Raw genomic sequence first — 25,407 nt, forward strand, 5'->3', positions numbered from 1 at the left:
GAGGCGCATCGGCAACCGAAACGGTCCGCCGCAACCATAATATAAGTCTTGACTTATATAAGCTCGTACCGATATTTCTTGCCTCAAACGACAAGGAGGACAGGATGCAGATCGACGTCGCGAGGGTGTTGGGGCTTGTCACGCGCTCGGTGCGCAATTTTGAGAAGGACGGCAAAGCAGCGAGCGCAGTGACGCTGACACGGCTTTACGACACTGATGTCGATGATCTCTGGGACGCGCTGACCAGCAAGGAACGCATCCCGCGCTGGTTCTTGCCGATCGAGGGAGATCTCCAGTTGGGCGGAAAGTACCAGCTGAAGGGCAATGCAGGCGGGACCATCACGGCGTGTACGCCGCCCAGTCATTTTGCAGCGACGTGGGAATTCGGAGGCGCGACGAGCTGGATCGACGTCCAGCTGGCGGCAGAGCGCAGCCAGGCACGGTTGACCCTGGAGCACACCGCGATCATTGAGGATCATTGGAACCAGTTCGGTCCAGGCGCGGTGGGTATCGGTTGGGACCTCTCCCTTGCGGGACTTGAGCGCTATCTTGCGACCGGAGCGTCGGTCGATCATGAGACAGCCGAGGCATGGATGGGCTCACCTGAAGGCAAGGGGTTCATGACCGAGAGCGGCGAGTTTTGGCGCGCGGCGCATGTCGCGAGCGGGGTCGATCCGGCGTCGGCGAAGGAACGGTCGGACCGTACCATCGCTTTCTATCGCGGCGAGATGCCGCCTGACATCGCGCACCCGGGCACAGGAAGCTGATGCACGTCTTCGAAGTCCTCGCCGATCCGGTGCGCCGTCGCATCCTCGAACTGCTCGGCCCCAGGGAAATGGCGTCCGGTGAAGTTGTGGACGCAATCGGAGCCGAGTTCGGGATCACGCAGGCGGCCGTGTCGCAGCACCTCAAGGTGCTGCGCGAGAGCGGCTTTGCTAGGGTTCGCGCGGAGGCGCAAAGGCGACTCTATTCGGTGGACTCTGCGGGGCTTCAGAGCGTGGATGCATGGATCGGTCAGTTCAGGAATTTCTGGGAGCCAAAGCTGGACGCGCTGGCGACGGAGATCGCACGGGGCAAACGGGAGCGGCGGAATGCACCGGTGACCAAACGGACCGGGAAGAGGGCCTAGAATCTGCTTACTCGTTGCCTGGCAGGCGCGACCCCCGGACAGTGTTCCTGCATATCGCTGGCGCTCATGCGGGCTACGGTTGTTCTTGTAGGGTGGGCAAAGGAGCGATAGCGACGTGCCCACCATCTTGAGCCTCGCTCGAAATGGTGGGCACGCTTCGCTTTGCCCATCCTACAGCATCGTGGCAAATCACTTCTGATTTTCAGAAAACGTGTCAAGTCCGGGAATCAAAAATATTCTGCTTTGGTTCTCACCCAAATCAGTCGCATAACTCCGCCTGTCTCACGGCGGATGAGGGGCGCTTCGCGATCGTCACGAACGTGCGGTGAGATGCGGTGGACGCTGAATGCGCGCTCGACGTACGCGCAAGGCAGCGTACGGCGAAGTCGTGTGGTTCGGGCGCCGCGGTGCTGGCGTTAAGTTGGCGGTTGCGCATCGATCCTATCGGATCGAGCGCGGTGTCCCGCCGGCGACGGAGGCAAAAGAGCCGTTCTCCGGGAAGAGCGCGAAGTAAGCCGTAAAGCCATTGCGCAGGGAAAATAAAGAGTCCCATGAAGTTCTATGGAGCCCTGTGGACTCCGCAAGCCATTGATCGCTCGCGCAATATCCCCATAACGTGTCCTACGCCTCCATAGGCCTTCACAGACACGATCGCGACACTTCGCGGGAACGGGGACACGCATCACATGGCACGCAGGGTGAGTTTTAGTGCGCTGGAAAGCCGCAGTGCACGGCTTCGATTGAAAATCCGCCGCAGGCCCTACAGCGGCCCGTCGCTCGCGCGGGGCATCGCGCTGATGTACCGCCGCAACAACACCAACGGGACTTGGGTGCTGAAAGCCAGCAATGGCCACGGCGCATACTGGACCAAAGCGTTTGCGCTAGCCGACGATTTCGAGGACGCGGACGCCAAGAACGTGCTGACGTTTTATCAGGCGCAGGATCACGCGAAGAAACTGGCGCGCGGCGATGACGGCGGTCCCGACAACGCTCCGACTACCGTCGATAGCGCGCTCAAGGCCTATAGGCGCGATTTGGAAGCGCGCGAGGCCAATCCCTATAACGCCGAGTGGCCGCGCTTGCACCTCACCAGCGTGCTGCTGGGCAAGCCGGTGGCGCTGCTGACGAGCGCCGAGTTGAAGAAGTGGCGCGACGGCCTCCTGGGCACGATGGCCCCGGCCACGATCAATCGGCTCTGTCGCTGCTTGGGCGCCGCACTGGAGCAGGCGGCGCAGCACGACAAGCGCGTTCAGAACCGGGATGCTTGGGAAACCGGGCTTGCCGGTCTGCCCAACGCACAGGAAGTGCGCAACGTCATCATCTCCGACGACAAGGTGCGCGAATTGATTGCCGCCGCCTATCGCGTCGATCATCAATTCGGGCTACTGACCGATACCTTGGCGATCACTGGCGCACGTCCGAGCCAAGCCGTCCGCCTCCGCGTCGAGGATTTGCACAATCATCCGTTGCGGCCGAAGTTGATGATGCCGAAGTCGGCCAAGGGCGGCGGCAGAAACCGCAGTGCGAAGAAGATCGAACGCTACAGCGTACCCATCACGCGAGCGTTGGCGCTGAGATTGAAGGCAGCGGCGAAGGGCCGCGCTGGCGACGCACCGCTGCTGCTGCAAAGCGACGGCAGCCCTTGGGACAAGAATCCCGGCCAGAATTATCATCGCCAAGTCGACAACGTCGTCACCGGCATCGGCCTCGATCCCGCCGAGGTGACGATGTACTGCCTGCGACACTCCAGCATCGTTCGCATGCTGCTGCGAAATGTGCCAATCAGGCTGGTGGCGTCGCTGCACAACACCAGCGTCGCGATGATCGAAAAACATTATTCGAAGTACATCACCGAGCATTCCATCGACGACATCACGCGCGTCGGACTGTTGTCAGAGCCGGCGCCAGATGCTGACAATGTAATCGCAATAGCGCGGTGAGGAACGCGCTCAAGCCGCTCGAAACCCAAAGTCATCTGCTTGGAGTTGAGGCGTCCGGAGCGTAAGCTGACCATCAAGCGCGGATAGGAGGCATCCGACAGGCTGGCTCGCACCGCCAGTTTCCGCGCGCTTGAACGGTGCTCGTTCGCGAGGTGCACGCGATGAGTAAAACAAGCCGGGCGAACAAGTCCAGCTTCCCGGGCAGATATGCTGGGGAGCTTGCTACTCCGATTTACGAGCCGGTGGCGGGTAGTGTGGGTGGCCTTGGTGGAAGCAAGGCCGAGGCAGAGCGGCGAGCCTTCGAACAACGACTTCTCAAAATGGATCAGTTGTTCGATTGGTACTCGATCAATCCCGGTGAGCCTGATGCCTGGATGTATCTGGCCGTAAGGCTTGCATCTGAACACGTACCGGGAATGCAAGTTCGTCACAAGCGACGCGGACGCAAGCGGACCTGGAAAGACGGCTTGGGAATTGAACTCATTCGCGATGTTGATGCGCTGCGGCAATCCAAGAAAATGAATTACGAGCAGGCCATTAAGGAGCTCCAAAAGAATAAGGATAAGTGGCGCACCTATACCTATTCCAACCTTATCACTCGCGATCGAGAAGCACGTAGGGTGGAACAACGTCGTCGGCGTTTGGCCGAACAATTAATGGCGTCGCCATTGTCGCAGGCTATGGGGTCGGTGTTCGGGGCGGGCCTGACCGACGAAAATTCAAGCGATTAAATTTCGTCGGCGACGAAAATCGTCCGCATCATTTTTGTGTCGGTGGCCCACGCATACTCTCCGGTTGTCCATGTCACTGATCATGGTGAACGCGGAGCCGAGCATGCCGAAATCCCGCACAGAGCTTGCTGCCGTCGCGCCGTCACCAACTCCGCGATTGGCGTTCAGCATCCGGGAGTTTTGCGAGGCGCACGGCATCAGTGAGGGATTCTTCTACAAGCTGAAAAAGCAAGGTGAAAGCCCGCGCGAGATGAAAGTTGGAACTCGCACGCTGATCTCGTTTGAATCTGCGGCGGAATGGCGTCGCGCGCGGGAAAATCAGGAGAGCCGCCGCCGGGTCGGCGATCGACCTGCATCCGACACGGCCCAGACCGCCGGACACATCGGTGATGGGAGGCGGCCGTGCTGATCCGTCATCTCGATTCCGCGCGCGGTAATGATCTCTACGAAACGCCCGAGGCAGCCACTCGTGCGCTTCTCGCCGTCGAGCCGCTGCCGCAGACGATCCTGGAGCCGGCCTGTGGTCGCGGCGCCATCAGCAAGGTGCTGCGCAACGCCGGTCACACCGTCGTCGAGAACGACATCGTCGACTACGGCCTCGGTCAGGACCGTGTGCAGGATTTCCTGGACATCAAACAGGCCGAGATCGACGGCGTCGATGCCGTGGTTACGAATCCGCCGTACCGCTTGGCGCGGCCATTCGTTCGACACGCCCTGACCCTCTGCCCGCGCGTGTTCATGCTGCTGAGGTTGACGTTCTACGAAAGCGAGTGTCGCAAGGACGTGCTGGAAGGCGCCGGACTCATTCGCGTGCATGTGTTTCGCAACCGTTTGCCGATGATGCACCGCGACGGCTGGACGGGAAATCGTGCTTCCAACTCGGTGGCATTTGCTTGGTTCGTTTGGGAGCGCGGTTTTCTGGGCAAACCCGAACTTGATCGGATCTCGTGGCGCCGAGGTGCGTCGTGACCGCAGGAGAGCGCTGCACGCACACCATCGACTACGATCATCACTCGGCGAGCTCTACCACCCTTTTTTGCGCCAGCCCTGCAATGTGGGTGCTGGAGAAGATTCTGGGAGTCCGGCAGCCCGCTGGGGCGCCGGCGCGCCGTGGCGTTGCCGTCGAGGAGGGCGTTACGCTTGGCCTTATGAACCCTGACGCGTCGCTCGACGAATGCGTCAAGGTCGCCGTCGTCAGATACGACACCCTCACGGCGCTGTCCCCCGATGCCCGTCGCGAGAGGTATCGCGAAACAATCTCGGACATGGTTCGTCAGGCGCTGGCGGAATTGCGTCCATACGGCGTGCCCTCGAGCGTGCAGGGTCGCGTCGAGTGGAGGCCGGATGGTCTGCGCCTGCCTGTCATCGGCTTCTTTGATTTCGAATGGGCGCAGCACGGAATCATCGTTGATCTCAAGACCGCCGAAAAATTGCCGTCGCGGATCAAGGTCTCGCACGCGAGGCAGGCTGCTTTCTACGCAGCAGCATCCGACAATATGGCGGCGCGGCTGACCTACGTCACGCCGAAGAAATGCGAAACCTATGAACTTGAAAACATCCGCGAGCATCGCGAAGCGCTTCGTCGGATCGCGATGAGGATCGAGAACTTTCTCGCGCTCTCGGATGATCCTGAATTTTTCAAGAGCATCACAGTTCCGGATCTGGACAGCTTCTATTGGGGCGGTCCCGCCAGACAACTCGCCTACGAGCACTGGCAAATCTGAATTCCCGCAGAGATCGGGATTGGCACCGCTTCGGGCCCCATCGAAGCAAAAAATGGAGAGCGAAATGCCAAACGCGTTTGGTTTTTCTACTGCGCCGTCCGATGGTGGCGATTTCACCCCGATTGTTAAATACGACGCCCGCGCTGGCCGCATGTTCAGAGTGGATCGCACTCAGGACAGCAGCGGCAACTTTGCGAGCGAGGCCGTCGACGTCACGCAAACGTTCAAGGCAATCTTCGGCTTTGACCATATCGAGACCGGTTGGGTTCGATTTGCTTCGGGCATCGCACCAAACTTCAAGATGGTGCCGATTGGTAACGAACTTCCTGCTCGACCGAGCGCCGAGCATAAGAACGGCGTGAGGTTGATGATCAGGCTTGCGGCAAACTGTTGCGGCGACAAGCCGATCCGCGAGATGGCCGGCACTGCCAAGGCATTTCTGGCTGGGATCGAGGCTGCCTACGAGCAGTATCAGGCAGAGAAGGCTGAGCACCCCGGCGAACTGCCCATCATGGTCCTTGAAGGCACGAAGGCCGTTAAAAGCGGCGCGGGTGAAAAATCGTCGACCAACTATCAGCCGACATTTGTGATTGTCGGGTGGAAGGAGTGCGGTGATTTGGGCAACCGGGCCGCGATGCGGCTTGACGGTAGTCCGCCTGCTACCGGCTCGACGCGTGCCGGACCGCCGAAGGTTGACGACGACTTCGGCTAGCGCTGTGGGGCCAGGAAGGTTGCACCCGACCTGGCCCCGGCACCTCTGAGGTTTCCCGCGATGTGTACTCCCGAGCAACGCACATAGGTGCGCCTTGGCTTTAGCGAAAAATGCCTCCCTTGTGCAGTTGTTCGGGAAGGGCCCGCCATGATGGGGCCCGCTTCGATTTCGGAATTTGATCCTGATTTCGCGACCCCAGCGGAATGGGCTGCCATGTACCGCGCCTGCGGCCTGCAGGTGATCCCATGCTTTGCTCCATCTGAGGTAACGAAGGGAGGATCGTGGAAGCGACCGAAGCTCTCTGAGTGGGCGGAATTTCAGGGCGGTCTAGTTCCCGATCCAGTATTTGCGCGTTGGTATGGCCCGGTCGGCGAACACTCGGCCCGAGACAATATGGGCATGTTGACCGGCCAGGCCAGCGGCAACGTGTTTGTGATCGATCTGGACGACCAGAAAGGTCCGGCCGCCGCTCAATGGTGGTGCGGAATCCTCGCCGTCCACAATAGCGGCATAGAGCCGGAGACTTGTCGACAGGAGACCGGCGGCGGCGGTCGACAAATTCTGTTTCGGGCCCGTCCGGACTGGCATGCCCCAACCAACAGGACGCCCGTCGGCGTCGATATTCGTGGGCAGGGTGGCTTTGCGGTGCTGCCGGCGTCGTTGCATGAGAGCGGCCAACGATATCGGTGGGCGGTCGGCTGTGCGCCCTATGAAATCGAGATCGCGTTGGCGCCGGAATGGCTGTTGACCGCCATAGATGAGCTGGTGGCCCAGCATGGTGGCGACAAGGGTGGCGGCACGCGCAGGGAGCAGACAGCTTCATCTGGCGGCGACTACGACGCGTTCGGACACCAGCGGGACGGGCGCGAATGGAAAATGACCCGGCTGATCTATGCCGCTGTGGTCGATTGGTACCGGGACTGCCCGATCAAGCCCGGCGAGGCCGAGCAGAGGACGAAGGCACTCGAGAAGTATCTGATCTACGAAAGCCTCGTTGTCAGCCGCCTGACCGATCCGGGCAAGACCAAGGCTGAACTGCTGGAACAGGAAGGCCGCGGCTGGACGCTGTTCTGGCAGAAGTGGCAGGCCTTAATGAGAAGGTGGGAAGGCAGGGTGGCGGAGAAGGCCTGTAAGCCGAAACCGAACCCCTTCGGATTTGAGCCGCTCCCGGACGAATCCAAACTCAATATCGGCCGGCCGCTACCGCTTCTGTTGAGTGCGGAGCAGTTCGTGGCGGGTTTCACGCCGCCGGCCTATCTGGTCGACGGCATCCTGCAACGTGGCTACCTGTACAGCCTGACGGCACGCACGGGGCACGGCAAGACGGCAGTCGCCATGTACGTCGCGCAGGCGATAGCCCGTGGCGTGCCCATGCACGGCAACGACGTCAAGCAGGGGACAGTCCTGCTATTGGCTGGAGAGAATCCGGACGACATCAGGGCGCGATTCCTGGTGCTGGCCGATGCCTACGGGTTCAAGGCGGAAGACCTCAAGATGCGTTTTGTGGCCGGCGTGATCGATATTGCCGCCAAGATGCCGGAGATCAGGGCCGAAGCAGAAAAGATCGGCGATCTCGTCCTGGTCATCGTCGACACAGGGGCGGCCTACTTCCCCGGCGATGAAAGCAACAGCAACTCTCAGCAGGGGGCGTATGCCCGGCTGCTAAGGCAGCTGACCTTCCTTCCGGGTAAGCCCGCCGTGCTGGTCAACTGTCATCCCGTGAAACATGCCGCGCGTGACAACCTGCTGCCGATGGGCGGCAGTGCTTTCCTGAACGAAGTGGACGGCAACCTGACGCTTTGGGCGTCAGCCGAACGCCAAACCACCCTGCACTGGCAGGGCAAGTTCCGGGGGCCGGCGTTCGAGCCGATGACGTTCGAGCTGGGAATCGCCGATAGCGACAGAGTGATCGACGCCGCGGGACGCCTGATGCCATCGGTCGTGGCCAAGCCGATATCCGAGTTCAAGCTGCAAGTAGAAGAGGGCAAGCAGGAGAGCGACGAGAACATGCTTATGCGCGCGATCGCCGCTAACCGGAACAGCTCGATTGCCAACCTCGCCATCATTTGCGGGTTCGTCGGCGCTACCGGCAAACCACAGAAATCGAAGGTATTCGCCATATGTGGTCGGCTGGTCGAGGAGAAGCTACTGGAGCGCCGCGGCAACAAGTACCGGATCACGTCAAAGGGCAAGCGGGAGATTGGCTGGAAGGACGATGACGACTAGCCTTTGCACCTGTAACCACGTGAACGATCGCCTTGAACGACGAGGGGTCTAAAAGCAGGCCGTTCGTTCGCACTGAACGATGGTCTGAACGCCGAGAGCGTATTGGTGTCAACCTATTGAAATTTCATCGTTCACGCCTGAACGACTTGCCGACGAACGCTCCACCCCTGTGGAGGAGCGTTCGTTCGGAGCGTTAGCGTAGCGTTAGCGTCCTGGATTTTTTGATGATTTAGAGTCCAGATAGCAGACGCGATTGGGGCGCTGACGGCCAACCGGAAGCTTCATCGGGGAGGTGGCAAGTAGGGCGGGCGCTTCTCCCGCCCTACCGCCAGTGACCTACTGCTCAAGCTTATTTGCAAACTGCTCAACGTCCTCGAGCGTCGCTGAGAACCGATGACCGAGGAATTGGGCATTCGTCACCGCGTGCAGCACTGCATAGCCAACAGGTTGATGGCGACGCAGTGCCGAACGCGCCGGCGTTTTCAGTAGGCGATAGCTAAAGATAGCGAGCCGCCGGCGTAGCCGTCGCTCGCGGTTCAGTTCAGATGCTTCTCGCATAGGACCTCCTCAATAGAGTTGAAGATCCTTGCCAAGCCTTGCCTTGCCCTGAGCGAAAAACGGTAGCGCTAGTTGGCAGGTGAGACAAGTGTCCAAATTGGACAGTCGGTTGGAAGCATTCGCTGTCCGGGTCAATTGTGTTAGGCTGGTTTGCCCCGAGTGGACAGGTCGGATGTCATTGAACCAGAAACCAAAAGCCGAGGTGCTATCACCCCGCAACAAGATGGCGCTGGACACGCTTGTCGGGGTGAGGGGAGAGATGGCGAGGCTTTATCGGCTCGCGTTGAATGGAAGGATCGCGTCCGACGAAATGACCCGGTACATCTACGCATTGAAGGAAATCCGGGCCTGCCTTGAAGCCGAGGTCCTGACCGATGTTCAACAGCGACTGGTCGTGCTGTCGCGTAACATGGACAACCACAATGGTCACCGCATCCTTCATCAACCGACTGTCCCAAGCAGTTGACCGGATCGAGAGCCAGAGCCAGCCGCGCCCGTGGAAGGTGGTGACGGTGCCTCGCGGGTATGACGAGGATCCTGATGCCGCGCGCCAGCGCCACTACGCGGCCCATCCCGAAGATCGAGGCGCGGATGTCGTGATCTGGCATTTTTGCGATGATAAGGAAAGTGACGAGAGCTAGTTGTTATCCACCGGCTGGGGCGTGATGGGAATCATCACCTCTCCCTCAGTTTGCACATTCCGTGTTGTTCAGGCGTTCGAGCAGCCGGGCAACTGCGGTCGGATGCCATATGTCACCCCGAGGAGCCCGAATGCCCCGGGACTGCAACTCATCTGCAATGCTCCGCACCGATGTGACGCCTGAGCGCTTAATGTCGTCAACGATGTCGCGCAGGTCGGCGGCGCGTTGGGTGGCCTTGGCTTTGATGGACGCCACAGCGTCCGCGTTGCCAACCTGTTTGCCCCGGAGCGCTCGCGCCCCGTTGGGGTTACCTAGCTTCACGCCACGGGCTTTTGCAGCCGCTAACGCGTTCTTGGTGCGCTCGCTGATCAAACCCGCCTCCAACTCCGCTACAGCGGCCATCTGCGTAAGCAGGAAGCGCCCTACAGGCCCAGGAGGGACATTGGGAAGGTCGCAGAAGACAAGGTCCACGTCGCTTGCCACGAGGGATCGTAGTAGGTCCACGTTGCGGGTCAGTCGGTCCAACTTCGCGAATACTAGCTTGGCCCTGATGGCCTTGGCGTGGGCGAGGGCGGTTGCGAGCTTGGGACGGTCCGACCGCCGACCGCTCTCGGTCTCGACATACTCAGCGGCAACGGTCCAACGGCCACCGTTCAGGTAACGCTCAACGGCCTGCCGCTGAGCCTCTATGCCAAGCCCACTCCTGCCCTGCTTGTCGGTGGAGACACGCAAGTAGGAGATAAATTTTCCCTCAGTCATGACCAAAAGCCCCAAAACACAATTTGATGTAACGGTCGTTAGATCATTTTGAGTCAGCCCTTCCTAAGTTACAATTGAAATTGTGGTGCTCTCATCGATACTCAGCTCACTGCTAGCGCTGCAGCTCAGATATACATCCTGCATCCGCACGAAGACCCCATCGCGGCGATGGAGAGTGCTGCGCGACGTCAGTCGCAAAGCCTTGGGAGCGCCTGAGGGAGCGCAAGCGGGCGGGTGGGGGGAGACCCCGGGGGCGGTGATGCGGGATTGAATCGCGTCAGGTACTGGTACCGGTTACTGCCCCATGTTCCCGCGCTCGAGTATGGAGGTTGGTGCGGGCGTGGGTCTGATCGGTTCGAAAACTGTCGCCATCCATTGTGGCAGCCGCATCATTGGGGCTTCCCATCCTTTCGAGACTTTCCGAGCGAGCGGGAGGCTATCACATCTGGGGGCGACGTCCGTGTGCATCACCGCAAATCTCGCGCCCGCGCTGATCCGGCATTTCAAGCGGCAAGTCATGGGCGGTATCTAGAGTGTCCCCACGCTGTTTTGCTTTTCGGCCGCAACCCTCCGATGGAACTGCCCGGTTTCATAGGGTAGTTGGCTGCACCTGCTCTTCAGACATGGGCGGCTAAGCCGACGATGTCTGCTCGCGGAGTAAAGCAGACAATCACGGCCACGAACCTCGACGTCTGCTGTAGCGCTTCAGCCGCTTAGTGCCCGCCACTAGCTGCCACGCCCTTCGGCTTGCCGGTCAGCAGGATGGCGATACCTGCCAGCACCAGCACGATGCCAATCACCGCAAAGGCGTCGCTGAATCCCAGCACCAGCGCCTGCTGCTTCACGGCGTTGCCGAGCGCCACGATCGCCTGATGGCGGGCGCCGGCCGGATCAGGCATGCCGTGCGCCATGAAGTACTCCGTCATCGATGCGATACGGTCGCGCACCACGTCACGACCGAGATCGACGGACTGGCCGATGATGTTGGAATGAAACTGCTCGCGCTTGGTGACGATGGTAGCGAGCATGGCCGTGCCGATGGCGCCACCAAGGTTTCGCATCATGTTTGAGATGCCGGAAGCGGCGGCCGCATCCTGCGGCGCGACGCTGCCGAGCGAAATCGCGCTCAAGGGCGTCAGCATGAGGGCCTGACCGATGGCGCGAACGATGTTCGGAATGAAGAACTGGTCGCCGGAATAGTTCAGCGACATCGTCGTGTTCATGAATGACGAGAAGGCGAAGATGCCCATGCCGGCGAACGCGATGTAGCGGATGTCAAAGCGCTGCATCAGTTTTGGCACCAGCGGGATCAGCAAGAGTTGCGGCAGGCCGGTCCAGGCCAGCACGGTGCCGATCTGTTCGGCGTTGTAGCGCTGCACCTGGCCGAGATAGGCCGGCAGCAGATAGACCGATCCGAACAGCGCGAAGCCCACGAAGACGGCCGAGATGGTGCCAATGCCAAAGCTGCGCTGCGTCAATAGCCGCAAACGCACCAATGGCTTTTCCACGATCAACTCGTTGGCCACGAATAGCGCGAGGCTAACCGCGGCGAGGATCGCCAGCTTCACGATGAAGGGCGAGCCGAACCAGTCGTTCTTGTTGCCTTCCTCCAGCACCGCCTGCAGCGCCGACAGGCCGACCGCCATGGTGGCGATGCCGAACCAGTCTCCCTCGCGCAGCAGACCAAGGTTAAGCGGCTGGCGCTCCAGCGTGAAGTAGAGCGTCGTGACCATCACCGCCGTAGGCACGACGTTGACGAAGAAGATGGTCTGCCAGCCGTAGTTCTCGGTGAGATAGCCGCCAATGGTGGGGCCGATCGCGGGCGCAAAGGTCACTGCCAGTGAGAACATAGAAAGGCCGATCGGCTGCTGCGCCTTCGGCAGCTTGGTGAAGACGAGCGTGAACGCCATCGGGATCAGCACGCCGCCAAAAAACCCCTGGAGCGCGCGCATGGCGATCATTGACGGCAGATCGTGGGTGAAGGCGCAGGCAACCGAGAACGTGGCGAACAGGCTCGCAAAGCTCAGCATGATGTTGCGGAAGGAAAACACCCGGCTCAGATAGTCGGTGAGCGGGATCACGACGATCTCACCGATCAGATAGGAGGTGGAGATCCACGAGCCGTTGTCGACGCCGGTGCCGATACCGCCCTCGATGTTGAGCAGCGAGGCATTGGTGATCTGGATGTTCAGAATGGCCATGAACGCGCCGATCATGGCGGCGAGGATCGTAATCCACACAGTAGGGCTGGCGCGATCAGGTTGAACGAGCGTCAGGGTTGCGGCTGATATCGCGCGTGGCGTCGGTGCGCCGCCGGTGAGGGAGAGGTCGGACATGGCATCACCTTTGCGAAGCAAGTTGCGCCATTGCGGGGTTCGAAGGCGAGTGCTGCGGGACGGCTGCCGTTGCCCCCTTGGTCTGAATGCTCGGGATTACCGACATGCCGGGCCGCAGTTCGATGTCAGAACTGTCCAGGGCGATCTTGACGGGGATGCGCTGCACCACCTTGGTGAAATTGCCGGTGGCATTGTCGGGCGGCAGCAGCGCGAATTCCTGGCCGCTGGCTGGGGCAAGGCTGTCGACATGGCCGTGCACCGTCTTGCCCGGGAACATGTCGATTTCGATATCGACCGCCTGGCCCGAGCGCACATCGCTGAGCTGGGTTTCCTTGTAATTCGCGATGACATAGGCGCCACGTGACGGCACCAGGGACATCAACTGCGTTCCAGCTTGCACGAACTGGCCGACGCGCAGGGTGCGATTGCCAGCCACGCCGTCGATCGGTGAGTTGATGGTCGTATAGGAGAGATTGAGCTCGGCCTGCCGTTCCACCGCATCGGCCTTCGCCGCAGCCGCGACGGCCTGTGCGAGCTCGGCCTTCAACAGTTCGACCTGTTTTTGTGCTGACGCTAGATTTGCCTTGTCGCGCGCGATCGCGGCAATTGCGGTGTTGTTGCGCGCTTGCGCGTTCTGCGCATTCTGCACGCTGCCATAGCCGGTGGCGGAGAGATCGGTGTAGCGCTTGTTTTCCTGGGCGGTGAAAACCTGTGCTGCCGTGTCGACATCCAACGTCGCCCTGGCCGAAGCGATCACGGCCTGCTGCACATCAAGCTGGGCGCGCTTGCTCTCGACTGCGGCCTGCGCCGCGGCGACATCGGCCTTGGCCTGATCGAGCGCGACCTTGAAGTCGCGGTCGTCGATCCGCGCCAGCACCTGGCCGACCTTCACATGCTGGTTATCGCCGACGAGAACCTGATTGAGGTAGCCAGAGACTTTCGGGGCAATCGTCGTGTTGTCGGCCTTCACATAAGCGTCATCGGTCGACACCAGAAAGCGACCCACCGTCCAGTAATCCCAGCCATACCAGGATGCGGTTGCGAGCAGCGCGGCGGCGGCTCCTGCCAGCAAGACACGACGGATTCGACCTTTTGTCGCGGGCTTTTGCAGCGGGATCGCGATTTCTACCGCGGAATCGGCCGCCGGAACCAGCTCTTGAGCGGACTCAGCTGGAAGCTGCGGGACAGCCTGGAGAGAGGTGGATTGGGTGCTCATGGCGCCCTCCGTTTAATTTGGAAACTTGATATTTTCCAAAATAGGGCCCACATTGCTTCTGTCAATGGAATGACCGTCATCAGTTAAAGGCATGGCTCGCTATGGCGATCACGAAGACGAGAGGCTCAGTGGGAGAAGCGCGGCGCGGCCGCGGTCGGCCGCAGGCGCGGTCGGACGAGGAGACGCGCGCCGTCATCCTCGAGGCGGCGCGGCATGAATTCGCCTCAAGCGGCTACGCGGCCACCAATATGGAAGGCGTGGCGCGGCGCGCAGGCATTTCCACCAAGACGCTGTACCGCCTGATCCCGAACAAGGCGGCGCTGTTCGAGGACATGATCACGGACCGGATCGACCGCTTCGCATCCGTGGTTCGGCTCAAGGCGTGCGACGGCAACGATATCGAAGCGGCACTGCGCGAAGCACTGATCGCCTGTGGCGAGCTGATTCTGGACAAGGAAGTCATCGCGCTTCAGGGCATGATCCTCGGCGAGAGCGAGCAATTCCCAGAGATCGCAGAGACGTTCTATCAAAAGGCAATGCGGCGCACGGAGAACACGCTGGCGAACTGGCTGAAGGCGCAAGCCGAACGCGGCCTGATCGAGATCGACAATGCCCCTGAGGCTGCCGGCATGCTGCTCGGCATGCTTGTCTTCCAGCCGCAGCGCGCCGCGATGTTCGGCCGCGCGCCCGTGCCGGGCCGCAAGGAATTAGAGCGGCGCGCACAGGTCGTTGCCTACCTGTTCCTGAGGGGTTGCCGGCGATCGGGCCGATGATGGTTTGGCACCGAGACCGTTAGGTTCAATTGGGTTGCGAATGACCGATCTCGGACATTGGGCAATCGGACACCGGCTTGCTTTTCTGCTAAATAGTTATTTGATTTCTCGGCCGAGGTGCGTCTTGAGCGAAGAGCGCGTGGAACGGCGACTGGCGGCTATTCTTGCGGCGGACATCGCCGGATATAGTCGGCTGATGGGTGCCAACGAGGAAGGTACGCTAGCCCAGTTAAAGTCGATTAGAACAGCGCTTGTCGAGCCCGCAATCGCGGCGCATCGCGGTCACATCGTAAAGACGACGGGCGACGGAATGCTGGTCGAGTTTGCCAGCGCCGTCGATGCGGTGCGCGGCGCGGTTGAATTCCAGCGCAGCATGGCCGAGCAAAATACTGCCGTGCCGCAGGATCAAAGGATCGAATTCCGCATCGGCATTCATGTCGGTGATATCATTTTTGATGATAATGATATCTTCGGCGACGGCGTCAATATTGCTGCTCGCCTTGAAGGCATCGCCGAACCGGGCGGGATCTGCATATCCGATGATGCCTATCGGCAGGTTCGAGGCAAGGTCGAGATCGCCTGTGATGATATGGGACAGCAGTCCCTTAGAAATATAGCTGAGCCGATGCGAGCGTGGCGGGTACGGCTGACTGGTCACGGCACTTCCGCGGTAAAATCAGGTCTGGCTATGAGCCAACCTCAGGTCCTCCCGCCCCCCGACAAGCCGTCCATCGCCGTGCTCCCGTTTCAGAACATGAGCGGCGATCCGGAACAGGAATACTTTGCCGATGGAATGGCCGAGGACATCATCACGGCGCTGTCCCGGTTCAAGGCGCTGTTTGTCATCGCCCGAAACTCCAGCTTCACCTACAAGGGGCGCGCCGTCGATGTGAAGCAGGCGGGGCGCGAGCTTGGGGTGCGCTACGTGTTGGAAGGAAGCGTTCGCAAGGCGGCAAATCGAGTACGCATCACGGGACAACTGGTCGATGCCGCCACTGGAGCACATCTTTGGGCCGATCGGTTTGATGGTGGGCTCGGCGACATCTTCGACCTGCAGGACCAGGTGACCGAGAGCGTGGTCGGGGCGATCGCGCCAGCGGTAGAAAAAGCTGAGATCGAGCGCGCCAAGCGCAAGCCAACCGCGAGTCTCGACGCTTATGCCCTCTATTTGCGCGGCTTGGCCAGGTTTTATCAATTTGGCAACCGGCAAGCGAACGACGAGGCATTGCGGCTGTTCAACAGCGCAATCGAGCTCGATCCGGAATTTGCGTCCGCCTACGGTCGTGCAGCCTTTTGCTACGTCATCGCCAAGATCAATGGCTGGATTCCGGACACAGCGAACTCGATTACCGAAGTGAAGAGGCTCACCCAACGAGCGGTTGAGTTAGGCAAAGATGACGCGATCGCGCTCGCCGCTAGCGGGAATGCGTTAGCGTTTGTTGTTCGGGATCTCGGGGTAGGCGCCGGCTTAGTCGATCGCGCGCTTGTGCTTAATTCCAATTTGGCCGAGGCATGGAATTTCGGCGGCTGGATAAAAATTTGGCTCGGCGAGCCGGAAACGGCGATCGAGCGCTTCGCACGTGCCATGCGCTTGAGCCCAGTTGACCCGTGGCTGATGGCAATGCGAGCCGGGACCGCGAATGCACATTTCTTTGTGGGCCGCTATGACGAAGCGGCGTCATGGGCGGTAATGGCATTGCAGTGCAGCCCGGACTATCTACCGGGATTACGTATCAGCGCCGCAAGCAACGCAATGGCCGGGCGGCCGGAGCAAGCACACGAGGCAGTGGCTCGGCTGCGAGAACTGAGCCCCACGCGCCTTTCCAATCTCAAAGACGTGCATGGCCCTTTTCGACGTGCCGAAGACGTCGCGCGATATGAAGAAGGATTGCGAAAAGCCGGGCTGCCCGAGTGATCATCCCGGCCAAGGCGCTCGCCGTTGGCGACGAGGTGATCGAACCAGCGCTACTTCCGCTAATGGGGGCCCAAAGCTGACATTCGCTAGTAGAGCTGCAATGTCCGCTTTGAAGCCAAGCCTGCCGGCCGATCTGAAGCCCGCAAATCAGCCGCGTGGTGGCTCGTGCACAGCGCGTCGAGAACATGGGCCGCGAAGATACCGCCGCTTACCATTGCCAGAAAGGCTACCAACATTCTAATAGAACCAAGTTCATCTGACTTGCGGATTCTCAGCCGCGCGATGGAGAGAATGCGATCGCGGCGCGCGCCACGCGGCAGCTAGAGTGCTGCGGGGCGCCTCGTTCATCTTCGCTTCCGTCGCGTCGTCGCGTGGCGCCGAACCGAGCACCTCGACGGTTGCGGTGGCTCCCGCAACGAGTTCGTTTCGCTCGGTGCGGTTGAGAGCAATGCGGACCGGAACGCGCTGCGCCAACCTCACCCAGTTGAAGGTCGGATTAACGTTGGCGAGCAGGGTAGAACCGGCGCTGCGATCCCGGTCCTCGATACCGGCCGCGACGCTCTCCACCGTGCCCTGCAACACATGGCTGCTTCCCATCAGCCGCACCTTGACCGGGTCGCCGATGTGGATGCGCTGCAGCTTGGTTTCCTCGAAATAGCCCTGAACGTGCAGCGTGTCGGTATCGAGCAGCGCCATCACACCCTTTCCGGGCGTGAGGTAGGCGCCCGGTCGCAGCTCCATATTGGTGACGATGCCGCTGACGGAGGCGCGCACCTCGCTGCGATCGAGATTAAGCTTCGCAAGAGCGCGGTCCGCGACCGCCTGATCAAAGCTTGCCTTTGCCGTAGCTTGCGTGGCGACGACCTGATCCATCCTCTGCCTGGAAACAACGACATCGGTTGTCAGCGCACTGTAGCGTTTCAGGTCGGCATTGGCATTGTCGAGCGTGGCGCGTCTGGCGTCCAGCACCGCCTCGGCCTGTTCCAGCGCGATGGCGTACCGGGCCCGATCGATCCGGAACAGCACGTCACCGCTTTGTACTTGCTGGTTGTCTCGAACCAGAACCTCGCTCACAAAGCCGGAGACATCGGGAGCCACGGGCACCACGTCGGCGCGAACGTGACCATCACGGGTCCAGGGCGCTTGAAAATAATAATCCCACAGCCTGTAGCTGGCCCACATGGCGGCAAGCACCATGACACCGGTCACCGCGAAGCGGCGTAGCGAATTCAGAAGGGTTTTCATGACACCAACTCCTTGGAGGCGACGTTAGGCAGGGGCACGGCACTATCGCGGTTTTCTCGATCCCGGCAGCGCCTGGCGGCTTCGAAGCCATGCATCCCGGTCTGCCACTGCAAGCCAACAATTGTCCCCTTCACGGGCTGCAGTAAACGCAATGCCGCAAGCCCGGTAATGGGTACCCAGATCAGCAATTGAAGCCAAACGGGAGGTGAATAGGCCATCTCGACGGCAAGGAGTGCCGGCACGACAAGGTGGCCGACGACAGCGATCACAAGATAGGCTGGAAGGTCGTCTGCGCGTTGCGCCGTGTAATCCTCGCCGCAAACCTCGCAGCTGTTGACCACCTTCAGGAAGCGGCCGAACAGATGGCCTTGACCACAGTTCGGGCACTTCATCGTGAATCCGCGCCACAGGGCTTTCGGAAACGAAACAGGCGTGGTCATGAGAAAAACTCCTTGGAAGCGAAGACGAAGCTGGTGACGATGCAGACATAAACGGCGAAATCGAACAGTGCGGGATGCCAGACGTGACGATAGAAACCGACGCGCCCCATCACCTTGCTCACTACGCGAGCGACGACATAGGCAAGCACGCTCCAGAGCAGGAGGTTCGGGACAATCACGCCGAACAGATCGAGTTGGTATTTCATGCCGCGATTGTCCTCTGTTCGATTTCCTGCGGTTGATAGGGCGGCGATTCCGGGAAAAGCCCGGAACGAATGCCGGCGAGACTCACAAGCACTTCATCGTGGGCTTCGCCCGATGAATCCCGCAACGTGAATGCGATCGTGTCGTCGAGCTGTCCGATCAGGGCATCGGGAAGCCGGCCCGTAGGTTGGGCCCTGCAAATCGAAGCAAGACGAGCGAGGAACGCTTCGATCGCCGCCCTTGTGCGGCGCGACAAGCCGGGGCTCACCCGCCTGATGTCGAGAACATTCAGCGCCGTTCGAAGTTGGCGGAGACTTGCGGCGTCGCTCCTTGCCTCGGCAGGAACCACGGTGATCCGCGCCGCAAGTAACGCCAGGCGATGCTGCATCAGACTGGCAAGGGCAAAAGGATCCTGGTCCGATTTGCGTTCTGCGACCGCAGCAAGCGTTGTCCAATTGCTCCGGAGCAATCGACTTGCGATCCACTCAGCCCCGAGCAGGCGAACGATGCCGCAGATCACGCCGGTCAGTGCGACGCCCAACATAAGCGCCAGGCTTGAGTTGGCATAAAGGGAGAAATCGGCCGAGTAGCTTTCAGTCAGCGCCAATTGCACTGAGATGTAGATGGCAAGTATTGAGCCGACGCGCGCTGTCGCGGGCCGCGCAGCCATCCAGCCGAACAACAGGAAAGTCGGCATGAGTGCGGCAATCAGCATTTCCAGCGTCGTAATCCGCGGCAGCACGCCAAAAAGGTAGATTCCATGTATGGCGATGACGATGAGAAACAGGCCATAGAAGTTGCGGAATGTCGGAAGTGGGTCGTCTGCGCCGGCGAGGAAGCTGCCGACGACGGCGGCAAACAGCGGAGCGACGACGCCGTCGGACCAGCCGGTCGCGATCGAGAACATGCTGCAAGCCAGCACGGCAAGCGCCACGGACGCGGCAGTGAGGAGCGCAGACCCGTGGTCCCGGTGCGGGACGGCCATGGTCAACCTGTCAGGTCTGAACACGAGCGGAAGCGAATCCGGATGGCGACCATCGGCGATCGCCGCGCGCAAAAGCCGGCAATCCTGCATGACGTCCACAAGATTGCGCAGCCGGATGACGAGACCGGCGACCGTGATGTCGGTCCAGCCCGCATCCACGTCCAGAACGGGCCGAACCTCGTCAAGTGCTGCGCGCAACGCATCGGCCTCCTGACCATTGCGGCTGCCGTCTTCGAGCCATCGCGCGGTCCTTGCGCAGATTGCGGCAACGCGCGTCGACGCTTCTTCGTCCGAATTGAGTGCGAGCTTGCGGTCCTCGATCGATCCGAGCAGGGGAAGTAGCGACAGCATGTGCTGTCGCAGGCGCTGCAAGCCTTGCGCAATATTCGTGGAAGCGGCGACCTCATAGCCGAGATGGCGCCCAAGCTGGTCGATTTCGGACGCTGCGGCGGCGAGGCGGATGCGTTCGCGGTCCCTATCCTGTTCGCTGCCACGGCCGGTGAGGACGTCCAGGCCAAGCCGGCGTGCACCGGCGAGCCAGGTATCGGCTTGCGCGGTGATGCCAGAGGCTACGCTTCGTGGCAGCACGATCATGGCAACGACGCTCGCGCAGAGGATGCCAAGCCCGATCTCCTGCACACGGGCGACCACGATGTCGAAAGCCGATTGAGGCGTTGCAACGATTGGGAACCCAAGCAGCGCCACGGTGTAGCCTGCCAGCATGAACACATAGCTGCGCGGTGTGCCGTCGATCAGCGAGAGGTACAGGCAAATGCCGACCCAGAGCGCGATGCCGAGGCTGAGGAACTCAGGCGCATTGACGAGGTTCGGGACCAGGATGATCGTGCCTGCCGCTCCGATCAGCGTCCCCAGAACGCGATAGACGGCTTTAGAGTAGGTCGCCCCGGTGAACAAGTTGGCGGTGATGTAGACCGAGGCCATCGCCCAGTATGGACGCGGCATGTCCAGCAGGAGCGCGATCGAGAATGCCGACATCGCCGCTGCAAACGTCCTCAGCGAAAAGAGGAGGGCGGCATGTCGATTCCAGAATGAGGAAGGCTGGGTCATGACGATTGTGACATCCGCGGATTGTTATTTCAGCAGCGCATCCCGCTCGGAACTGCAATGCAGGGACCGACGTTGGCTTGCGAAGCTGCTGGGAAGAACGCTAGCCCACATGCCTGCATTTCCGGACGCCTCGGTGCAGTGGCCGAGGTGCGTCGGTGTCCGGACGGCGCCGATGCTGCCGTCGGGCTTCAGGACGGTCACGAACACCATGAGGCACAGCACTTTGGCGGCGAGCATGGCGAGGGTCACAAAGTCGTTCATGTCAGCTCCCGTCAGTCGGCTTTGGCTGCACTTGTCATACGAGGTCCGAGCGGCCGCGGCTTTGCCCGGATTGCCGATGCTTTGTCATTTGTTGCTGTCGACGTGGCCTGAGCCCCTTCCATCGCTGCGAACGCGTCGAGTGGGCTGCGTTGCTCGGGCTGGATGAGGTCTTGGTCCGGAACGACATCCAGCTTGGATCCAAATTCTGTGGCGAGTTGCATTCCCGAATGCGCGGTATCGAACACCACCCGTTCCGGCCATTTGTGGTCCGAATGGATTCGCAGATTGACCCTCGCATTGGGAGCAATCGCGGAATGTGAATGATCAGCGGGACCTGGAAGCCACCAATCGGCGGCCAACAGCGCCACGAGAAGGACACTGCCCACCCAAACAAAGTACTGACGTATCGGCATGGCGAGGAGACCCTCGGTGGCTTACCAAGGCGAACATAATGGTATGACGGGCCACCGGCTTTGCATTGCGTGCTCTCGCCTTGTCATTTGTTGCTGATGACTGGCGCGCCAGCGACATGCAGGTTCAGGCCAAAAACCGAAAGCGATTGCCTGGCATCCGTCAGAGAGAACCGGAATGGTTGCGATCCAGCCGTTTGACGATATTGACCTGGCGCTGACCCGTCGCCTGCTGAAGGCTCGCGTGAAATTGGCTTGGCTGGAGAAGCTGAGCGCCAGCGCTGTGTCCACCAAGGGCCGATCGCCATGGATCAACAACGCTTTCGCGCGCTCGAGGCGCTTGGCGCTGACTCACACGAGATAGCCGGATACTCCGTCCCACAGTAATTTCAGCGCTGTCACGACCAACAATCCGTAGCAGACCCGATAAATCTGGCGTTGGTCCAAACTTCCGTGCAGCCGCCAGCCGGCCCACACGCCAGCGGGAATGGCGAGCACGCAAAGCGCCATCAATGTCCAGACGTTACCTGTTGGCTTCACCAGCAGGAGCCAGGGCACCGCCTTGGTCGCGTTGCCGACGGTGAAGAACAGGCTGGTCGTCCCCGCGTAGACGTCCTTGCTGAGGCCGAGGGGCAGCAGATACATCGCAAGCGGCGGTCCGCCCGAATGCGCCACCATCGTCGTGACTCCCGAGGCAAGGCCGGCGGTGATCGCCTTCGGCGTCGAACGTGGGCGCGTCGTCACCTCTGCGCCTGCAACAAGCCACAGCACGACAAAGATCAGGGTGATCGCGGCCATCGCGATCGCGATGGCGCGGTGGTCCAGGAAGCGGAATAGCAGATAGCCTAGTCCGATGCCGGTCACGAGCCCCGGTAACAGCGCTAGAAGGTCCGGCTTCGACCACGTCGAAGGCTTCCAGTAGAGCAGGGCGAACAGATCCATCGCGATGAACAATGGAGCGAGAAGGCCGCCGGCGGTGACCGGGTCCATCACGATCGACAACAGCGGAATGCCAATAATTGAGAATCCGCCACCAAACGCGCCCTTCATGAAGCAGATTAGGAACACGCCGGCAAAGGTGACCAGGATCGTGGCGACCGTCAGCTCCATGGTGCCGCCTCCAGCGTTGGCGCGTGTTGGCATCCGCCTGGATATGTTGCGGCGGCCGAGATCAATTCGTCCGTTTTGTCCGAATGCGTCACCCGGCCGAAGACAGCCGCCTCCATCTGGAAACGGGTCAGGCCTATGTCCCGCAGCGCGCGGTCGTCGAGATCGTGAAGGCATGCCACGGCGGTCCGCCGGCCGAGGTGGTCAGCGATCCGATCACAAGCCGTGCTCAGCAGGCCGGAACAGGAGTCCAGCCCGGTCGTGACGGCAGGCAGCACGATGGTCGAGAGGATGACGGGCATTTGTAGTCCAATGTTCTTGGGGCCATGCAGTGCAACCTGGCGATTTTCGTCACGGCCGGCTGACGGGGGCTCCGCCCAACCGCCTCAATGATCCGCCGGCTCCGGGATCATCCACGAGGAAATCGTCTGCCAGGCGCCATCGCTCGACTTGCGCTGGTACGCGACGAAGTCGGCATCGTCGCCGTGCTGGATCTCGTAACGATAGGATTCGAAAGGTCTTGTCATTGAACTCTCCTTACAGTTTTCGAGGACCGGCTTCACGCGCCGTCGTCCATGAAGATCTGCCGGATACGCGACCCCGTGTAGTGGTCGTCCGTGGAAACGGTCCTTCCGGGCAGCGGAAGGTCGTTTGAAAGGGACGTCCGTGCGCGCGACCTGCCGGGGATCGATGCTGCCTTCCGAATTCCGGGGCGCTATGGCAAAATCGGAAGACGTTCTTCCAAATATCGGAAGGGGGATGCAATGGATCGCCTCGAAGCGATGTCGACCTTTCTGACCGTGGTCGAGCAGGGCAGCTTGTCCGCGGCGGCGCGGCGATTGAAAACACCGCTCACAACAGTCAGCCGCAACGTATCCGAGCTTGAGTCTCACCTGCGGACGAAGCTCTTCAACCGATCGAGCCGGCAGCTCGTGCTGACGGATACAGGCACTTCTTACGTTGCGGCCTGCAAGCGCATTCTCGCTGATGTGACCGAAGCCGAGCGTACAGCGTCCGGTGAATATACCGCACCGACCGGCGAGCTGGCGGTGACGACCCCATTGGGCCTTGGGCGCGTCATTCTTATGCCGATCATTGCGGACTTCCTCAAGACCTATCCAGATATCAAAGTTAGAATGATCCCCACCGATCAGAAGCTAAGTCTGGCTCAGGAGCAAATCGATGTCGCGGTGCGCATCGGCGAGTTGCCGGATTCGAGCTTGATTGCGTTGCGGCTCGGCAGGACGCGCCGAGTAGCGTGCGCCAGTCCCGCCTATCTGGCGGCTCGTGGAACGCCTCGCACGCCGGAAGAATTGGTCGGACATGATTGCATCAGTTATCCCGGCTTCTCGCCACCCGATGTCTGGACATTCGTCAAAGGCAGGGCGACCATAGCGGCGCCGGTGCATACGCGACTCATCGTCGGCAGCGCTGAAGCGGCTTGTGCCGCGGCCCGGGCTGGTATCGGAATTTCCATAGCCTTTGCTTATCAAATCGAGGCTGCTCCCGAAGAAAGAGCATTGACAACCGTGCTGGATGAATTCCAGCCGCCGGCAATGCCGGTCAACCTCGTGTATACGGCCAACCGGTTTCTGCCGATCAAAGTACGGGCTTTCCTGGACTTTGCAGCACCGCGGCTGAAGCGAGCCTTCGCGGAGTAGGCCGCGACACTCCGATCTCCGCTGCTCAGAGAATGCGGGCGCTTAGGCGCCAAAAGCGGACCGCGTCTGCACGCAATCTCCGCCCGGGTTCTTCGGCTGGCGGTGTTGGTCCGGATTTCCAAGATTCGGAAGGATGACTTCCGATTTCCCCGCCTGTTGCCTCAGGCCTTTCGCCCCATCTGCCAGCTATGACCCGCCGGAACACGGCAATACAGATGGAGGCGAATATGGGTGAAGTTATCCGATTTATCCCGAAGGCCGAGCGCGAACGACTCCGCCTGATACGAGAAGCCCGCGCGAGATACAACAGCGTCTTCCCGCCGGCCGATTCAGTCCACGATCAGCGCGACGACACTCCAATAGTTCATTCCGTCAATGGAACCTGGATTCATCAGGGCGGCGAACCGGTGTCGTGATCAACAAACTGGCCGTGCTCGACGGTCAACCATTAGGAGAAATCGCTATGCCAATCCGCAACATGCTTTTCGCCGCTGCATTCGGTATCGCCTCTCTGACGGCCGCCCATGCTGATGGCTTGCGTCCGATCGAGGGCAAGAGCATCGACCTCGGCGGGATATCGGGGATCGCTTACTACACTGTCGAGCGCGATGGGTTTCACGTCGTCACCACTCTTGCGCAGGGCGAGGCAGGAACGCCGATCCGTGTCGTATCCGTACTTGCATCTGGCCAGCGCGTGGTCCTCTCGACGCCGCAGCAAGCGGATGCAATCGAGATCAGCCGCAAGGGCGACAGTGTTCTTGTTCGCAAGGCGAACGCGACCACGAACTGACTTCGACTCGAACCAGTGCAGTCGCTAAGCGCAATGGAATAAGGAAACTACATATGTCCACCATCCACCTTCATCGGACGACCACTGCCACACCCGAGCAGTACGTCGCCGGACTCACCGATTTCGGGCCGGGCCGCTCGAAAATCTTCGGCAATAGCGCTGATGAATACCTGCAGGTGCACCATAAGGAGAGCTCGCAGGCCGATGTTACGGAAGGCTCGGGCGGCATCTGGGAGCGCCTGCACTACGATTGGTCCGATCCTAATCGCGTCGTCCTCACAACGACCGAATCCAACGTGTGGGGTGGCGCGTCGGGTCACATCTACACCTTCACTCGTCAGCCTAACGGAACGACCGACATTGATGTGGTTGTCATACGCGATGGCAAAACTCTGATGGGGCGGCTCCTCGGGTTCGTGCTTGGGACCATCGGCAGGCGGGTTTTGGAAAAGGCGTTTGAAAACTCCGTCAAGACCATCGAAGCCCGCAACAACAAGGCTGAACACGTGGACGCAGGTAATTCCAGCCTCGCAGCCTGAGCAGTGGGTAGCAGGCGAAAGCAGCAGGAAGTGACTG

The 25,407-nt window shown here is 60.6% G+C and carries 31 protein-coding genes; 18 read left to right on the top strand and 13 right to left on the bottom strand.

The window, feature by feature from the left end:
- The first annotated feature begins 104 nt into the window (after positions 1-104).
- The 9 genes from ACH79_RS29560 to ACH79_RS29600 all read left to right on the top strand — a co-directional run bounded on the left by ACH79_RS29560 (position 105) and on the right by ACH79_RS29600 (position 8,462).
- The gene (locus ACH79_RS29560; protein ID WP_161854074.1) at positions 105-767 is read left to right on the top strand and encodes an SRPBCC family protein; all 663 of its coding nucleotides are present in this window, start codon (positions 105-107) and stop codon (positions 765-767) included.
- Positions 767-1,129 (top strand): helix-turn-helix transcriptional regulator, encoded by a 363-nt coding sequence (locus tag ACH79_RS29565; RefSeq protein WP_161854075.1) that lies wholly within the window; start codon positions 767-769, stop codon positions 1,127-1,129. Before ACH79_RS29560 ends, ACH79_RS29565 begins: the two co-directional genes overlap by 1 nt.
- Positions 1,130-1,815: 686 nt before the next feature.
- On the top strand, positions 1,816-3,069 hold the full coding sequence (locus ACH79_RS29570) for a site-specific integrase (protein ID WP_161854076.1): 1,254 nt from the start codon (positions 1,816-1,818) through the stop codon (positions 3,067-3,069).
- A gap of 161 nt (positions 3,070-3,230) precedes the next feature.
- Positions 3,231-3,800 (top strand): hypothetical protein, encoded by a 570-nt coding sequence (locus tag ACH79_RS29575; protein ID WP_161854077.1) that lies wholly within the window; start codon positions 3,231-3,233, stop codon positions 3,798-3,800.
- Positions 3,801-3,903: 103 nt separating this feature from the next.
- Positions 3,904-4,209 carry a hypothetical protein gene (locus tag ACH79_RS29580; RefSeq protein ID WP_202639061.1) on the top strand — a complete coding sequence of 102 codons (306 nt, stop codon included), beginning with the start codon at positions 3,904-3,906 and terminating at the stop codon, positions 4,207-4,209.
- Complete coding sequence (locus ACH79_RS29585) at positions 4,203-4,769, top strand: class I SAM-dependent methyltransferase (RefSeq protein ID WP_161854078.1); 567 nt, start codon at positions 4,203-4,205, stop codon at positions 4,767-4,769. Before ACH79_RS29580 ends, ACH79_RS29585 begins: the two co-directional genes overlap by 7 nt.
- Entirely contained in the window at positions 4,766-5,524 is a 759-nt protein-coding gene (locus ACH79_RS29590) for a PD-(D/E)XK nuclease family protein (RefSeq protein ID WP_161854079.1), read from the top strand. The genes ACH79_RS29585 and ACH79_RS29590 overlap by 4 nt, the downstream gene beginning before the upstream one ends.
- Before the next feature lie 64 nt (positions 5,525-5,588).
- Entirely contained in the window at positions 5,589-6,236 is a 648-nt protein-coding gene (locus tag ACH79_RS29595; protein ID WP_161854080.1) for a hypothetical protein, read from the top strand.
- A 147-nt stretch (positions 6,237-6,383) separates the two neighbouring features.
- The gene (locus ACH79_RS29600; RefSeq protein ID WP_161854081.1) at positions 6,384-8,462 is read left to right on the top strand and encodes an AAA family ATPase; all 2,079 of its coding nucleotides are present in this window, start codon (positions 6,384-6,386) and stop codon (positions 8,460-8,462) included.
- 336 nt (positions 8,463-8,798) lie between these two features.
- On the opposite strand, the gene ACH79_RS29605 is transcribed toward ACH79_RS29600, so the two are convergent.
- Positions 8,799-9,020 (bottom strand): hypothetical protein, encoded by a 222-nt coding sequence (locus tag ACH79_RS29605; RefSeq protein ID WP_161854082.1) that lies wholly within the window; start codon positions 9,018-9,020, stop codon positions 8,799-8,801.
- A 172-nt stretch (positions 9,021-9,192) separates the two neighbouring features.
- Here ACH79_RS29605 and ACH79_RS29610 point away from each other — a divergent pair, with 172 nt between their 5' ends.
- Both ACH79_RS29610 and ACH79_RS29615 read left to right on the top strand, forming a co-directional pair.
- On the top strand, positions 9,193-9,486 hold the full coding sequence (locus tag ACH79_RS29610; RefSeq protein WP_161854083.1) for a hypothetical protein: 294 nt from the start codon (positions 9,193-9,195) through the stop codon (positions 9,484-9,486).
- Positions 9,443-9,661, top strand: a complete 219-nt coding sequence (locus tag ACH79_RS29615) for a hypothetical protein (RefSeq protein ID WP_161854084.1) — start codon at positions 9,443-9,445, stop codon at positions 9,659-9,661. The genes ACH79_RS29610 and ACH79_RS29615 overlap by 44 nt, the downstream gene beginning before the upstream one ends.
- A 45-nt stretch (positions 9,662-9,706) precedes the next feature.
- On the opposite strand, the gene ACH79_RS29620 is transcribed toward ACH79_RS29615, so the two are convergent.
- From ACH79_RS29620 to ACH79_RS29630, 3 genes are all read right to left on the bottom strand, one after another.
- Entirely contained in the window at positions 9,707-10,420 is a 714-nt protein-coding gene (locus ACH79_RS29620) for a recombinase family protein (RefSeq protein WP_161854085.1), read from the bottom strand.
- 713 nt (positions 10,421-11,133) lie between these two features.
- Positions 11,134-12,756: a DHA2 family efflux MFS transporter permease subunit gene (locus ACH79_RS29625; RefSeq protein WP_161854086.1), complete on the bottom strand. Its 1,623-nt coding sequence runs from the start codon at positions 12,754-12,756 to the stop codon at positions 11,134-11,136.
- A 4-nt stretch (positions 12,757-12,760) separates the two neighbouring features.
- Entirely contained in the window at positions 12,761-13,972 is a 1,212-nt protein-coding gene (locus ACH79_RS29630) for an HlyD family secretion protein (protein WP_161854087.1), read from the bottom strand.
- Positions 13,973-14,100: 128 nt separating this feature from the next.
- Here ACH79_RS29630 and ACH79_RS29635 point away from each other — a divergent pair, with 128 nt between their 5' ends.
- Both ACH79_RS29635 and ACH79_RS29640 read left to right on the top strand, forming a co-directional pair.
- Positions 14,101-14,745 (top strand): TetR/AcrR family transcriptional regulator, encoded by a 645-nt coding sequence (locus ACH79_RS29635; protein WP_246738191.1) that lies wholly within the window; start codon positions 14,101-14,103, stop codon positions 14,743-14,745.
- A gap of 196 nt (positions 14,746-14,941) precedes the next feature.
- Positions 14,942-16,660 carry an adenylate/guanylate cyclase domain-containing protein gene (locus ACH79_RS29640; RefSeq protein ID WP_246738741.1) on the top strand — a complete coding sequence of 573 codons (1,719 nt, stop codon included), beginning with the start codon at positions 14,942-14,944 and terminating at the stop codon, positions 16,658-16,660.
- Positions 16,661-16,912: 252 nt separating this feature from the next.
- On the opposite strand, the gene ACH79_RS29645 is transcribed toward ACH79_RS29640, so the two are convergent.
- Genes ACH79_RS29645 through ACH79_RS29670 form a run of 6 tightly spaced genes read right to left on the bottom strand, consistent with a single transcriptional unit; the run spans position 16,913 to position 21,276 of the window.
- A complete protein-coding gene (locus ACH79_RS29645; RefSeq protein ID WP_161854090.1) occupies positions 16,913-17,905 on the bottom strand; it encodes an HlyD family secretion protein in 993 nt (330 codons plus the stop codon).
- The gene (locus ACH79_RS29650) at positions 17,902-18,345 is read right to left on the bottom strand and encodes a DUF983 domain-containing protein (RefSeq protein ID WP_161854091.1); all 444 of its coding nucleotides are present in this window, start codon (positions 18,343-18,345) and stop codon (positions 17,902-17,904) included. Before ACH79_RS29650 ends, ACH79_RS29645 begins: the two co-directional genes overlap by 4 nt.
- Positions 18,342-18,551, bottom strand: coding sequence for a DUF1656 domain-containing protein (locus ACH79_RS29655; RefSeq protein ID WP_161854092.1), 210 nt, complete (start codon positions 18,549-18,551; stop codon positions 18,342-18,344). Before ACH79_RS29655 ends, ACH79_RS29650 begins: the two co-directional genes overlap by 4 nt.
- Positions 18,548-20,602, bottom strand: a complete 2,055-nt coding sequence (locus ACH79_RS29660) for an FUSC family protein (RefSeq protein ID WP_161854093.1) — start codon at positions 20,600-20,602, stop codon at positions 18,548-18,550. The genes ACH79_RS29655 and ACH79_RS29660 overlap by 4 nt, the downstream gene beginning before the upstream one ends.
- Before the next feature lie 24 nt (positions 20,603-20,626).
- Positions 20,627-20,863: a hypothetical protein gene (locus tag ACH79_RS29665; RefSeq protein WP_161854094.1), complete on the bottom strand. Its 237-nt coding sequence runs from the start codon at positions 20,861-20,863 to the stop codon at positions 20,627-20,629.
- Positions 20,864-20,874: 11 nt separating this feature from the next.
- Positions 20,875-21,276 carry a hypothetical protein gene (locus tag ACH79_RS29670; protein ID WP_161854095.1) on the bottom strand — a complete coding sequence of 134 codons (402 nt, stop codon included), beginning with the start codon at positions 21,274-21,276 and terminating at the stop codon, positions 20,875-20,877.
- A 175-nt stretch (positions 21,277-21,451) separates the two neighbouring features.
- On the opposite strand from ACH79_RS29670, the gene ACH79_RS29675 reads away from it, so the two are divergent.
- Positions 21,452-21,637 carry a hypothetical protein gene (locus ACH79_RS29675; RefSeq protein ID WP_161854096.1) on the top strand — a complete coding sequence of 62 codons (186 nt, stop codon included), beginning with the start codon at positions 21,452-21,454 and terminating at the stop codon, positions 21,635-21,637.
- On the opposite strand, the gene ACH79_RS29680 is transcribed toward ACH79_RS29675, so the two are convergent.
- The 3 genes from ACH79_RS29680 to ACH79_RS43220 all read right to left on the bottom strand — a co-directional run bounded on the left by ACH79_RS29680 (position 21,625) and on the right by ACH79_RS43220 (position 22,907).
- Positions 21,625-22,383 carry a sulfite exporter TauE/SafE family protein gene (locus tag ACH79_RS29680; RefSeq protein WP_161854097.1) on the bottom strand — a complete coding sequence of 253 codons (759 nt, stop codon included), beginning with the start codon at positions 22,381-22,383 and terminating at the stop codon, positions 21,625-21,627. The two genes, ACH79_RS29675 and ACH79_RS29680, sit on opposite strands and share 13 nt — an antisense overlap.
- Positions 22,374-22,682, bottom strand: coding sequence for a DUF1127 domain-containing protein (locus tag ACH79_RS29685; RefSeq protein WP_161854098.1), 309 nt, complete (start codon positions 22,680-22,682; stop codon positions 22,374-22,376). Before ACH79_RS29685 ends, ACH79_RS29680 begins: the two co-directional genes overlap by 10 nt.
- Positions 22,683-22,766: 84 nt before the next feature.
- Positions 22,767-22,907 carry a hypothetical protein gene (locus ACH79_RS43220; protein WP_202639062.1) on the bottom strand — a complete coding sequence of 47 codons (141 nt, stop codon included), beginning with the start codon at positions 22,905-22,907 and terminating at the stop codon, positions 22,767-22,769.
- A gap of 237 nt (positions 22,908-23,144) precedes the next feature.
- On the opposite strand from ACH79_RS43220, the gene ACH79_RS29690 reads away from it, so the two are divergent.
- The 4 genes from ACH79_RS29690 (at position 23,145) to ACH79_RS29705 (ending at position 25,370) form a co-directional block, all read left to right on the top strand.
- On the top strand, positions 23,145-24,041 hold the full coding sequence (locus ACH79_RS29690) for a LysR family transcriptional regulator (protein WP_161854099.1): 897 nt from the start codon (positions 23,145-23,147) through the stop codon (positions 24,039-24,041).
- Between the two features lie 227 nt (positions 24,042-24,268).
- Positions 24,269-24,457 carry a hypothetical protein gene (locus ACH79_RS44365; RefSeq protein ID WP_161856641.1) on the top strand — a complete coding sequence of 63 codons (189 nt, stop codon included), beginning with the start codon at positions 24,269-24,271 and terminating at the stop codon, positions 24,455-24,457.
- Between the two features lie 47 nt (positions 24,458-24,504).
- Complete coding sequence (locus ACH79_RS29700; RefSeq protein ID WP_161854100.1) at positions 24,505-24,831, top strand: hypothetical protein; 327 nt, start codon at positions 24,505-24,507, stop codon at positions 24,829-24,831.
- Positions 24,832-24,884: 53 nt separating this feature from the next.
- Positions 24,885-25,370 (top strand): hypothetical protein, encoded by a 486-nt coding sequence (locus ACH79_RS29705; RefSeq protein WP_161854101.1) that lies wholly within the window; start codon positions 24,885-24,887, stop codon positions 25,368-25,370.
- Positions 25,371-25,407 lie beyond the last annotated feature (37 nt).

This window comes from Bradyrhizobium sp. CCBAU 051011, from assembly GCF_009930815.1.
Classification (GTDB): domain Bacteria; phylum Pseudomonadota; class Alphaproteobacteria; order Rhizobiales; family Xanthobacteraceae; genus Bradyrhizobium.